Below are 12,287 nucleotides of genomic sequence, written 5' to 3'. Positions count from 1 at the left end.
ATTTCATTTTATTATCTGTTTTTTCCTTTTTAAACAAAAAAAACATGTAGAGTAATCTACATGTTTTTAGAAGTTATTAGTTAGATACAACTTCTTTACCTTTATAATATCCACAGTCTGGACATACTCTATGTGGTAATTTTGGCTCATGACATTGTGGGCAACTTACTATTCCAGTTGCTACCATTTTTGAGTTAGCTGCTCTTCTCATTTTTGTTTTTGATTTAGATGTTTTACGCTTTGGTACTGCCATTTACGCCACCTCCTTAGTCGTTTTTAAATATATCTTTTAATTTAGCAAAACGGGGATCTATAATCTCCTCGTCGTTCGCGATTTTATTGCAAGAACAATCTTGTTTATTTAAGTTTGCTCCACATTTTGTGCAAAGGCCTTTGCAACTTTCATTACAAAGAACTCTTGCTGGCATTTTGAAGTCTAATGTTTGCTCTATTATATTTACAAGGTTTAATACTTGTCCATCATAAATAAATGCATCATCATTTTCAAAACTATTTTCGTCAAAGTCTTCTTTGACTAAGAAACCTTGTATAGAATATACTATTGGTACTTCTACCTCTTCTAAACATCTTGAGCAATTGTCAAGAACTGTAAATTCCACATCTACATCTAAGTACAAACCTGTTTTAGTAGTTGAGACTTTACCGTTTATACTAACAGGTGAAGCTAATTTATAATCTATATCACAATAATTAATAGTATCAATTTTTTGACAAAAATTCAAGTCTATTTTGTCAGTTTCTCTTCTAGTTAATCTATCTAGACTTATTTGCATTAAATTCACCTCAATACATTACCAATTTATTATACAAATTTGAAACTTGTTTGTCAAGTATTTTTACTTGATAGATATATCAAAATAAAATCTATTATAAATTAGACATAATTTAAGGTAGGTTTTACCCTACCTTAAATGTATTATATCCATTTATAATTATTTTACTAAAGCTAATGTATCTCTAGCTATAACTAATTCTTCGTTAGTTGGTATTAATAATATCTTAACGTTAGAATCTTCTGTAGATATTACTCTTTCTTTTCCTCTAACATTATTAGCTTCTTTATCTAACTTCATTCCTAAGAACTCCATGTTAGAAGCTATGTCAGCTCTCATACCTATACCATTTTCACCTACACCAGCAGTGAATACAACAGCGTCAACACCGTTCATTTCTGCAGCATAAGATCCTATATATTTCTTAACTTTTTGAACATAAGCTTTTAAAGCTACTTGCGCTAATTCATTTCCAGATTTAGCTCCATCTTCTATATCTCTAAAGTCACTTGATATACCAGTCATTCCGTATACACCTGACTTTTTGTTCATTAAGTCTGATAATCCTTTAGCATCTAATCCTTCTTTTTCCATTAAGAATGGTAATATAGCAGCATCTATATCTCCACATCTAGTACCCATTATTAATCCTTCTAATGGAGTGAATCCCATAGATGTATCTACACATTTACCACCATCAATTGCAGCTATTGAAGCTCCATTTCCTAAGTGACAAGTTATTATTTTAGTATCTTCTATGTTTTTTCCTAACATAGCAGCAGCTCTTTCAGATACATATCTGTGAGAAGTTCCGTGGAATCCGTATCTTCTTACACCGTACTTAGTATATAACTCATGAGGTAAACCATATAAGTAAGACTCTTTAGGCATTGTTTGATGGAAAGCAGTATCAAATACCCCTACCATTTTTACACCTGGAAGTATAGCTTCACAAGCTTCTATTCCCATTATGTTAGCTGGATTATGAAGTGGTGCTAATTCAACACACTCTTGTAATGCACCCATAACGTCGTCAGTTATTAAAACTGATCCTGCGAATTTCTCTCCACCATGAACAACTCTGTGTCCTACAGCTTCAACTTCGCTTATTTCTTTAACTCCACCAAATTTAGTATCAACAACAGCTTCTAATACTAATTTGATAGCATCTTGGTGATTGTTCATTGGTTGTTCTACAACTAATTTACCTTCAACACCGTCTTTTTCTTGCTTAAGTATAGATCCATCTATACCTATTCTTTCAACTAATCCAATACATAAAACTTCTTCATTTGACATATCTATTAATTGATATTTTAATGAAGAACTACCACAGTTTAATACTAATACTTTCATTAGTATACCTCCTTAAAATTTTATGAATAATATGTAACAAGCCTATTAGGCTTAATATTTACAAAGTATTTTACATTGTATACAGTAAACATGTTTCAACATAAATTAATATACCACTTTTCTTTATAAAAGTACAGTATTTAATATATTTATTTGAATAAACATTATTTTTTTATTAACATAGATTATTTTTCTTTATTTGTTATAATATTATAATATAATCACTACATTTATTTATGTTTTGCTAAATATATAATCAATTTTATTATATACTTAATAAAACACATATTTTGAATAAACCAAAGGAGAAATTTCATGAATATATTAGGATTAATAGTTGAATACAATCCTTTTCATAATGGACACTTGTACCATTTAACTAAATCTTTAGAAATAACTAAAGCTACTCATAGTGTAGCTATAATGAGCGGTAACTTTTTACAAAGAGGTGAACCTGCTTTGTTTGATAAATATACGCGCGCAGAAATAGCCGTAAAAAATGGTGTCGATTTAGTTATAGAATTGCCAACTATGTTTGCATGTCAAAGTGCAGAATTTTTTGCCCATGGAGCTATCACTACTCTTAATTCGCTAAATTGTATAAATTCTATCTGCTTCGGTAGCGAAGAAGGTAATGTTGATGTTCTTTATGTAGTTTCAAATATATTAGTTGAGGAACCCAAAGAATTCAAAGATTCCCTAAAAAATCACTTGGATAAAGGCATGCTCTATCCAACTGCTCGAAGCCTCGCACTATTTGACTATATTGATAAATACAAATTGTTAGATATTTCAAAAGAAAAACTTTTATCATTATTAAATTCCTCTAATAATATTTTAGGCCTAGAGTATATAAAATGTCTACTAAAATTAAAAAGTAATATAAAACCTTTTACAATCTCTAGAGTATCATCTTCATACAATTGCGAAAATATAGATAGTGATATTTGTTCTGCAACTGCAATAAGAAAATCTTTAAAAGATTTTAATGATTTGTCTCTTATTAAAGATGTTATACCTTATATCACTTATAGTTTCCTAAAATCTAAATTAAACTCTAATTTTTTACCTATGTTTGATGATAAATATTTTGATTTAATTAACTCTATAGTTCTTAGAGATTGTGATATTTTAAATAAATACTTCGATGTTAATGAAGGAATTGAGAATAAAATATATCAAAATGTATTTACATCTACGTCTCTTAAAGATTTACAGTTATCTGTAAAATCAAAAAGATACACATTAACCAAAATAAAACGTACTCTTAATAATATTTTACTAGGCATAACAAAAGATGATATGAATCTTGTTAAAAATATAAATAATATGCCTTATATAAGAGTTTTAGCATTCAATGATAAAGGACGCGAAATTTTAAAAACCATAAAAAGTAATTCTGATATTAATATTATCAATAAGTTTTCAAATATATCCTTTAATATGGATGATGATGTATTTAAAACTTTAATAAATTACGATATAAAAGCTAGTAATATCTACAATATGGTCTACTATCAAAATAATAAACATTTACTAAAAGGTCCTATGGATTACTATACTACTCCTATTTATGTTAGAAATACTATAAAATAATATAAATTTACCTTTAGTATAAACAGAGCACAGCTTAATAACTGTGCTCTATTTTAATTTCATTAAAATTTTTAATATATTTTCCCTGGATTTAAAATATTTTTAGAATCGAATACTGATTTTATATTTTTTATTAATCCCATATACGCTTCACTTTGAGATTCATGTAAATATTCTTTTTTAGCGTATCCTATACCATGTTCTCCTGAGACTTGGCCTCTAAGTTCTCTTGATTTTTTATACATATGATCAAAAGTCTCTTTTAACTTCATTTCCCATTCTTTATCGTTCATGTCATCTCTCAATGTGTAAACATGTAAATTTCCATCACCTGCATGACCAAAACTCTTTATTCTTACATTTAATTTATTTTGAAGATCATGAGTGTATCTTATAAACTCTGCAACCTTATCCCTAGGTACAACAACATCACATTCATCCATTTCTGTTGTAGATGCCTTTATAGCCTCTAGAAAAGCTCCTCTTGCAGACCAGATAGATTCATTTCTTTCTTGTGTGTCAGATATAAATACATCGTATGCTCCGTTTTCCAAACAAAGGTGCGCTACATTTTCATATTCCTTTTCAATCTCTTCTTTACTATTTCCATCAAATTTTAATAAAAGATATGCATCTGATGTATTATCCGGGAATTTTTTCCCTAAAAATTCTTCTGCTGCAAGTATTACATCTCTTTCCATAAACTCTATCGCAGTTGGTATAGATTTTGATTTTATTATTTTAGGTACTGTTTCTATAGCCAAAGATAAATCTGGGAAAGGTATTAATAAACTTATATCTTTTTTAGGAAGTGGTAGTAATTTAAGCATAGCTTTAGTTACTATTCCTAAAGTCCCTTCTGATCCTACTATTAAGTCTTTTATACTATAGCCAGAACTATTTTTAACTACTTTACCTCCTATATTTATAACGTCACCATTAGGAAGTACTATTTCTAACCCTCTTACATAATCTCTTGTTACGCCATATTTAACCGCTCTCATACCACCTGCATTAGTATTTATATTCCCTGCTATTGTAGCACTTTTCTCTCCTGGATCAGGTGGATAAAATAAGTCTCTTTCTTGAACATACTGACCTATTGTCATAAGTAATACACCTGGTTCTACTGTCAATGTTAAGTTTTCTTCATCTAGTTCTAATATTTGATTCATTTTGCTTAAATTAAGCATTATTCCTCCATGAATTGCTACTGCTGCTCCGACTAACCCTGTTCCTTGACCTCTAGGAGTTACTGGTATGTTATTTTCATAAGCATATTTCATTATTTTAGATACTTGTTCTGTATTGTGTGCATATACAAGTACTTCTGGATATTTTTCAATTCCACCTAATTCATCATGTGAAAAATCTTCACTTATGTTTTTTCCTATAATTATTTCTTCTTCTCCACAAGTGCTTATTAAAAAATCTATATCATTTTTATCAATTTTTTTATACATTTTTATCCCCCCTATTCTTCTACTGTTAATGCCATCTCTAATTGGTTTTGCTCTATTTTTTCTATTATTTTAGGAATTATCTCATATAAATCTCCTACTAAAGATACGTGAGCCACATCAAATATCGGAGCCTTTTCATCTTGATTTATAGCTACTATATAGTCTGAACCTTGCATACCTGCCACAAATTGTACAGCTCCAGATACACCACAAGTTATTATAAGTCTTGGTTTTACAGTTCTTCCGCTAAGACCTATTTGTTTCCTTGCATCTATCCATCCTGCTTCTATTAATGGTCTTGTTCCTGCAATTTGTGCGCCTAATACATCAGCTAATTTATAAATCATATTCATGTCATCTTGTTTTTTAATTGCTCTACTTGCTACTACTATAACTTCTGCATCTTCAAGACCAACCTCTTTAGTTTTAGCCTTTATATCTAATACGTTTATTTTAGAAACTAGATCTTCTTTTTTAATATTACATAAAGTAACTTTTCCAGTTGGGTCTTCAACTTGTTCTGGTGCTGAGAATATTTTATATCTAACTGTTGCAAATTGTGGTCTATTATTTGGTGTATGTATATGAGCCATTATATTACCGCCAAAGGCTGGTCTAATTTGATCTAAGTCAGTATTTTCTTGTATATCAAGTATTGTACAGTCTGCTGTAAGACCTGTTTTAAATCTAGCTGCAAGTCTTGGAGCAAGAGATCTTCCTAAAGTAGTTCCCCCAACTAACATTATTGTAGGCTTTATATTTTCTATAAAATTTTCTACTGCTTTAGTGTATGGTTCTATTCTAAAGTCTTTAAATTCTATATCATCATAAACAAATACTTCATCCACTCCATAAGACAATAATTTATCGCACTTATCTTTTATATTGCTTCCTACAAACACACAATAAACTGGATGATTTATTTTTGCTGCCATCTCACGAGCTTTACCTATAAGTTCATAAGTTACAGGGTGTATTTCACCTTCATGGTGATCTACATATACAGTTATTCCCTTCCACTCATTTTTATCTATTTCTATTTTTTTATCTTCTATAAATTCAAATACTCCTTTCGGACCTTTTTTGACACATAATTTACACATCTTACATCCAGCGTTTATTTCTAATTTATCATTAACCACTTCTATTGCATTAAATGGACATATTTCAATTGCTTCTTTCAAATCTTTTACTTTATCGTGATTTATAACTATTTTAGCCATTTGTTACTCCCCCTTACACTAATTTTAAATCTTTTAGCTTCCCTACTAAAATATCAGTTGTTTCTTCTGCACTTCCTCTTAAAATTTCCTTTTCATTATTTGAAGCAGGAGGGAAGATTCTTAAAACTTGAGTTGGCGAACCATTTAGCCCATAATTATTTTCATTTTGATCTTCAAAATCTTTTAGACTATACATTTGTATATCTCTGTCTTTTGTTTTTAATCCTAATTTAAAAGAAGGAAGTCTTGGTTGGAATATTCCTTTTTCAACTGTTATTAAGCATGGATATTGTATTTCACAAACCTCTAATGTGTTTGGCATATCAACCTCTACAACTATAGCTTCATCTTTAACTTCTATTATCTTAGTTACATTTGTAACATGAGGTATATTTAAAAACTCTGCTATTTCTGGACCAACTTGAGCAGTATCTCCATCTGTTGTTTGTTTTCCACATATTATTAAATCAGGGTTTCCTGCCTTTTTAATTCCTTGTGATAATGTGTATGATGTTGCAAGTACATCAGCTCCCGCAAACTTTCTATCACTTACTATCGCGCCTTCATCGACTCCCATCATAAAACTTTCTTCGATTATTTGTTTAGCTTGTGGAGGTCCCATAGTTATTACCTTTAAAGTAGCACCTTTTTCTTGTTTTATTCTAAGAGCAGTTTCTAGTGCATATAAGTCATATGGGTTCATCTTAGAATCTACACCATCTCTTTTTAATACACCTGTTTTTTCATCAACTTCTACTTCACTAGTTCCTGGAACTTGTTTAATACATGTTAAAATCTCCATAGTTTTTCCCCCTTATCTATTTTACTATCACAGATACTCCATCTGGAATAACCACGACTTTTGAGTCTTTCCCTTTAATCTCTAAAGCCATTTTTAAAGCTTCGTCAAAATTATATGCATGCTTCATATGCATATTTTTTATCATTTCAGGATCACATTGGTCTGTAACCATTATTACTGTATGTTTTTCTAATATTCTAGCCAGTATTTGGAATTCCCATTGATCTGGAGATGTATTTCCTCTTCTAATTTTTCTTACAGATTCTAATATAGCAGTTGGTGATTTTGCATTAGCTATGTTGTCATAAAAAGATTGACCTCCATGACCATCATTGCATGCAGAAATCATTATTATAACTCCACCCTCATTACATGTAGCTTCTGCTGCTGTCATCCCTTTTACTGATTGATATATATTTTGATCTAGAGGATAACCCCCATTTGTACTTACCACTATATCAGCTTTATGAGAATCTATTTTAGATAACTCAGTTACGAATTTACAACCTCTAATATGTGCATCTTCTACATCTCCAGCAAAAGATGCTATGACTTTTTTATCTTGGTCTATTACAACATTTACTATAAATGCTAATTTAGCAGTTTTAGCCGCATATACCATATCTTCATGTATAGGGTTATTTTTTAAAGTACCTGTTCTTGCATTTTCGCTATCTATAAAATCACTACAATGGTTATACATTATAGTTTTTGCTGATGCTATACCTGGAAGTATACTTTTTCTTCCACCTGAAAATCCTGCAAAGAAATGAGGTTCTATAAATCCTTCTGCTATTAGGAGATCTGCTTCATATGCAAGTTTATTTATGTAAAAATCTCCTCCAGATGGTAATATCCCTGCCTTAATCATCTTGCTATCATCTGTAGATATATGCATTACAATTTCTTCATTATTTACTATTTCCTCACCCATTTTATAAATTAATTCTTCTCTTGTACTAGGTCTATGAAATCCAGTAGCAACTAGAATTTTTATATTTATATTTGGATTTGATTCCCTTAGTCTTCTTAATATTATTGGCATTGTTATTTTGCTAGGTACTGGTCTAGTATGATCACTAGTTATTATTACTACATTTTTTTTACCCTTTACTAATTGTTCTATATGTTTTGAACCTATTGGGTTATCCATAGATTGCTCTACTATTTCTTGTTGCGTTTTATCTACTTTATAGTTATGTGCTTTTGATTGTAATATTTTTGATAAATTCTTATCTTCAATATTTAAAATCATTCCCTCTTTTGAATAAGGTACTTTTAAAGTAGCCATTTTTCCACCCCCTATGTATTTGACTAAATTGTAAAGAAATAACTACCAAAATAAACTAGTATTCCTAATATAATTACATATCCTAAGCAGAATTTAACTGTTGAGCTAAAAATCTTACCTTCTTTACCTATAAGACCTGTAGCAGAAGCAGCTATAGCTATGCTTTGAGGAGAAATCATCTTCCCAGCAGTTGCTCCTGCAGTGTTTGCTGCTGCTATCCAATACGGGCTTATTCCTAAAGACGTAGCTGCCTGAGTTTGCAACCCTCCAAATAATATATTTGCTGATGTATCACTACCTGTTACAAAAGTTCCTATAGAGCCTAATAATGGCGATATTATAGGGTAAAATGATCCTGTTGTTGCACATAGCCCAAAAGATATTGAACTTGTCATTCCACTGTAAGACATAATTTTTGAAATTGCTACTATAGATGTTATCGTTATAAACGATTTTGTTAATTGTTTTATTGTTGATATAAATACGTTTAACATGATTGAAATTTTCACTTTTTGAATTAATCCAGCCATAAAAGTGGAAATTATGATCATCATTCCTGGTGTATTTATCCATATAAACGATGTCGCTTTAGCTCCTTCTCCAGTATAAACTTGTATTTCACTGGTAAATTTCGCTAAAAATTCATTAATTGAGGGGAATAAAGGGCTAGCTATTAGTATTAAAATGCATAGAAGTATGTATGGAAGCCATGCTAATAACCCTTCTCTAAATGTTACTTTACTTTGAGCTACTACGTCATAAACTTGTGATTCTTCGCTTTCTATTTCTAATTTAGATTGATTTTTGTTCATAAATTTTGCCATAATTACCGTAGCTAACATACTACATAAACTTCCTATTAGCGCAGGTAATTCAGCTCCTAAATATTTTGCAACAAATATCTGTGGTATAGCAAATGCTAGACCAGATACTAAAGTTATCCAAAATACACCTTTTATAGCTTTAAAACTTTTTTTAGTTAAGATTACTAATGCAAATGGTATTATTATTATGAATGGTGCTAATTGAATTGATATTAAGTAACTTAACTTCATCACATCTAAACCTGTAACTGTAGCTAATGTAGTAACAGGTATTCCTATTGCTCCAAACGCTGTAGGTACAGTATTTGCTATAAGGCATATTATTGCTGCAAATATGGGATTAAAGCCAATTGAAGCTAGTATACTCGCTGGAATTGCAACAGCAGTTCCATAACCTGCAACAGCTTCTAAAAATCCTCCAAATCCCCAAGCTAATATAAGCACTTGTATTCTTTGATCTGTGGTTATACTAGATAACATTTTTTTCATAGTATCCATACTCTTTGTTTCTACAGCTAAATTATAAGTAAATAACGCTGCAACTATAACTAAAAGTATTGGCCATAGGGCCACTAAAATACCTTCTATAGATGCTGTGACTGCATTTAAAAATGATATTTTCCAAAATACAAGAGCTATTATAAATGTAAAAATAGCAGTAAAAATGCACGTCTTATGTGCTGGAAATTTTAAAATACCTAAAGATACTATTAACCATGCAATAGGAATAATCGCTATTGCGAATAATAGATATTCATTCATCAAGCTTCCTCCCCTTTTTTATTGTTTTATGATGGTCACTTGAATGATGGTAAGTGGTATTACCACTTTTATCTTAATAGTATTCTACAGTATTCTATAGCGCAACTATTGTTTGAAAATTAACAATCTTCAAACAATGTAGCTTCCATATAGCTTTTACCTATAATTTCCATATGCTCTTTCATTTTTTCATAAGCCAAATCTGGATTTTTATCTCTAATAGCTTCATATATTGCGTTATGTTTTTCAAATAAAATTTCTTTGCTCCAATATTTACTTATTATTTTATCTCTTGCATCTTCTATGAAATTTTCAAATAACTTTGATGACATAAGAAAGAAACTTTCAATAAGATAATTTTTACTTATTGATACTAATTTATTGTGAAACTTTTGATCTAATAAAACCACTATTTTTTTATTATAAGGAATTTCCGTTTCTTTTCTCATTTCATCTATTATAGACTTTAGCTCCATACAATCTTTTTCTGTAGCTCTTAAAGCTGCAAGCTTAACTATTTGTAACTCAAATACTTCTCTTAATTCTAAGATATCTTTCCAAGTACCATCATTTAGCTTAAATATCATAGACAATGGCTCTATTAATGATTTATCTATATTGCTACATATAAAATTACCTTCACCTTGCTTGCTATCAATTACTCCCATAGTTTCTAATACTCTAATACCTTCTCTTATGGAGGTTCTACTGACATCCATCTGTTCTGATAATTCTCGTTCTGATGGTAACTTGTCCCCTTTTTTGAGTTCGCCGTTTAATATCCTTTGTTGTATTTGTTCAATCACTTGCTCATAAACTTTTTTACTAGAAATACTGTTAAACATTTTATTCCCCCTTAATAAAACCTTAGATGTCTATCTATATTATAGCGCTTTAAACTTTTCATTCATATATATTTTATTAATTTAATATAATTATCTTATACTATAAGTTTATTAGGTGGTAATTATGAAGAAAAGTAAATTAGTAATTTTTTTTATGCCTGTATTCATTGTTTTATTTTTAATCTTAGGAATAATAATTTTTCCTAATGAATCTATAATAGCTGCAAAAGAAGGTCTAAATATTTGGACTAGTGTATTAATTCCATCTCTTTTGCCCTTTGTAATTGGTGCTAACTTAATTGTAGATTTGAAAATAGTAGATATAATCGGTTTTATAATAAACCCTATTACAAGATTTATTTTTAATGTGTCAGGCAAAAGTGCTTTAGTTTTTGCAATTTCAACTGTTTCTGGTTATCCAGTAGGTGCAAAGCTTGCTTCAGAACTTAGAAGCAGTTCTCAAATTTCTAAGTACGAAGCTCAAAGATTGGTATCATTTTGCTCCACATCTGGTCCACTATTTATAATCGGAGCAGTCGCTAATGGAATGTTTGAAAATGCTTCATTAGGCTATTTAATGATTATTTGTCATTACTTAGCTGCTATATCTGTTGGTTTGTTTTTCAGAAATTATGGAAAAGAGCTTATTGCTAGACCATCTAATTCTTTGAAATCAAATATCAAGAATGTAATAAATACTAGATATTACAATAACCAAGGATTCTTTGTTTTATTTGGGAATGCTGTTTTTAATGGTGTAAATACATTATTAATGGTAGGTGGGTTTGTAATTGTTTTTTCAGTTATTTTTAAAATACTCTCTTTATTTAACATTATATCTTTGATGTCATCTATATTATACATTCCATTATCTTTATTTGGTGTTACAAAAGAACTTTGCTATGCTTTTATTAGTGGGCTCTTCGAAATGACTATAGGGTGTAATAAAATAGCAGGTGTTACGTCTGCACCACAAGTTCTAAAAACGGTCTTAGCAAGCTTTTTAATAGGCTTTAGTGGTTTATCTATATTAGCTCAATGTTGTAATTTTTTAGCTAAAACAGATATTAATGTTAGTTTATACATATTTAGTAAGTTTTTACATGGTGTTTTATCAGGATTATTCACATTCTTATTATATCCACTATCTAAATCTACGGCCTTAGTTTCTAATTTTTCTAGCTTATATGATGTGTTTTACAATAATCTAATCTGGAACTATTATATTTCAAACTACAAAATATTACTTCCCATTTTTATAATAATCTATGTATTATTGTCTTTAATATTTATAGAAAAAACTAGTTATAAAAGAAAAAAAGAAAGCTAAT

General features: G+C 29.8%; 11 protein-coding genes. 2 read left to right on the top strand and 9 right to left on the bottom strand.

Features of this window, described 5'->3' with window-relative positions:
* Positions 1 to 76: 76 nt before the first annotated feature.
* The 3 genes from rpmF to QOZ84_RS06280 form a co-directional block, all read right to left on the bottom strand.
* Positions 77 to 253, bottom strand: coding sequence for a 50S ribosomal protein L32 (gene rpmF / locus QOZ84_RS06290; protein WP_026900430.1), 177 nt, complete (start codon positions 251 to 253; stop codon positions 77 to 79).
* A gap of 13 nt (positions 254 to 266) precedes the next feature.
* The gene (locus tag QOZ84_RS06285; RefSeq protein WP_284132111.1) at positions 267 to 794 is read right to left on the bottom strand and encodes a YceD family protein; all 528 of its coding nucleotides are present in this window, start codon (positions 792 to 794) and stop codon (positions 267 to 269) included.
* Between the two features lie 159 nt (positions 795 to 953).
* The gene (locus tag QOZ84_RS06280) at positions 954 to 2,150 is read right to left on the bottom strand and encodes an acetate/propionate family kinase (RefSeq protein WP_284132110.1); all 1,197 of its coding nucleotides are present in this window, start codon (positions 2,148 to 2,150) and stop codon (positions 954 to 956) included.
* Between the two features lie 315 nt (positions 2,151 to 2,465).
* Here QOZ84_RS06280 and QOZ84_RS06275 point away from each other — a divergent pair, with 315 nt between their 5' ends.
* Entirely contained in the window at positions 2,466 to 3,746 is a 1,281-nt protein-coding gene (locus QOZ84_RS06275; protein ID WP_284132109.1) for a nucleotidyltransferase, read from the top strand.
* 71 nt (positions 3,747 to 3,817) lie between these two features.
* Here the strand turns inward: QOZ84_RS06275 and QOZ84_RS06270 are convergent, their stop codons facing one another.
* From QOZ84_RS06270 to QOZ84_RS06245, 6 genes are all read right to left on the bottom strand, one after another.
* Positions 3,818 to 5,209: an FAD-binding oxidoreductase gene (locus QOZ84_RS06270; protein ID WP_284132108.1), complete on the bottom strand. Its 1,392-nt coding sequence runs from the start codon at positions 5,207 to 5,209 to the stop codon at positions 3,818 to 3,820.
* 11 nt (positions 5,210 to 5,220) lie between these two features.
* Positions 5,221 to 6,432, bottom strand: coding sequence for an electron transfer flavoprotein subunit alpha (locus QOZ84_RS06265; RefSeq protein WP_284132107.1), 1,212 nt, complete (start codon positions 6,430 to 6,432; stop codon positions 5,221 to 5,223).
* 13 nt (positions 6,433 to 6,445) lie between these two features.
* The gene (locus QOZ84_RS06260) at positions 6,446 to 7,234 is read right to left on the bottom strand and encodes an electron transfer flavoprotein subunit beta/FixA family protein (RefSeq protein ID WP_284132106.1); all 789 of its coding nucleotides are present in this window, start codon (positions 7,232 to 7,234) and stop codon (positions 6,446 to 6,448) included.
* Positions 7,235 to 7,250: 16 nt separating this feature from the next.
* Complete coding sequence (gene larA / locus QOZ84_RS06255) at positions 7,251 to 8,525, bottom strand: nickel-dependent lactate racemase (protein ID WP_284132105.1); 1,275 nt, start codon at positions 8,523 to 8,525, stop codon at positions 7,251 to 7,253.
* Positions 8,526 to 8,548: 23 nt separating this feature from the next.
* Positions 8,549 to 10,111: an L-lactate permease gene (locus tag QOZ84_RS06250; RefSeq protein ID WP_284132104.1), complete on the bottom strand. Its 1,563-nt coding sequence runs from the start codon at positions 10,109 to 10,111 to the stop codon at positions 8,549 to 8,551.
* Positions 10,112 to 10,230: 119 nt separating this feature from the next.
* Positions 10,231 to 10,956: a FadR/GntR family transcriptional regulator gene (locus tag QOZ84_RS06245; RefSeq protein WP_284132103.1), complete on the bottom strand. Its 726-nt coding sequence runs from the start codon at positions 10,954 to 10,956 to the stop codon at positions 10,231 to 10,233.
* A gap of 124 nt (positions 10,957 to 11,080) precedes the next feature.
* Here QOZ84_RS06245 and QOZ84_RS06240 point away from each other — a divergent pair, with 124 nt between their 5' ends.
* Positions 11,081 to 12,286 (top strand): sporulation integral membrane protein YlbJ, encoded by a 1,206-nt coding sequence (locus QOZ84_RS06240; RefSeq protein WP_284132102.1) that lies wholly within the window; start codon positions 11,081 to 11,083, stop codon positions 12,284 to 12,286.
* Position 12,287 lies beyond the last annotated feature (1 nt).

This window comes from Romboutsia sedimentorum (assembly GCF_030131845.1).
GTDB lineage: Bacteria > Bacillota > Clostridia > Peptostreptococcales > Peptostreptococcaceae > Romboutsia_D > Romboutsia_D sedimentorum.
The sequence above is the reverse complement of the archived record's forward strand: the minus strand, read 5'-3'. Positions and strand labels throughout refer to the sequence as shown.

What these genes read in the sequence shown, in the direction of transcription:
- larA (WP_284132105.1), bottom strand. Translation starts at nt 8,525, where the DNA reads ATGGCTACTTTAAAAGTACCTTATTCAAAAGAGGGAATGATTTTAAAT.
- QOZ84_RS06240 (WP_284132102.1), top strand. Translation starts at nt 11,081, where the DNA reads ATGAAGAAAAGTAAATTAGTAATTTTTTTTATGCCTGTATTCATTGTT.
- QOZ84_RS06260 (WP_284132106.1), bottom strand. Translation starts at nt 7,234, where the DNA reads ATGGAGATTTTAACATGTATTAAACAAGTTCCAGGAACTAGTGAAGTA.
- QOZ84_RS06280 (WP_284132110.1), bottom strand. Translation starts at nt 2,150, where the DNA reads ATGAAAGTATTAGTATTAAACTGTGGTAGTTCTTCATTAAAATATCAA.
- QOZ84_RS06250 (WP_284132104.1), bottom strand. Translation starts at nt 10,111, where the DNA reads ATGAATGAATATCTATTATTCGCAATAGCGATTATTCCTATTGCATGG.
- rpmF (WP_026900430.1), bottom strand. Translation starts at nt 253, where the DNA reads ATGGCAGTACCAAAGCGTAAAACATCTAAATCAAAAACAAAAATGAGA.
- QOZ84_RS06285 (WP_284132111.1), bottom strand. Translation starts at nt 794, where the DNA reads ATGCAAATAAGTCTAGATAGATTAACTAGAAGAGAAACTGACAAAATA.
- QOZ84_RS06270 (WP_284132108.1), bottom strand. Translation starts at nt 5,209, where the DNA reads ATGTATAAAAAAATTGATAAAAATGATATAGATTTTTTAATAAGCACT.
- QOZ84_RS06275 (WP_284132109.1), top strand. Translation starts at nt 2,466, where the DNA reads ATGAATATATTAGGATTAATAGTTGAATACAATCCTTTTCATAATGGA.
- QOZ84_RS06265 (WP_284132107.1), bottom strand. Translation starts at nt 6,432, where the DNA reads ATGGCTAAAATAGTTATAAATCACGATAAAGTAAAAGATTTGAAAGAA.
- QOZ84_RS06245 (WP_284132103.1), bottom strand. Translation starts at nt 10,956, where the DNA reads ATGTTTAACAGTATTTCTAGTAAAAAAGTTTATGAGCAAGTGATTGAA.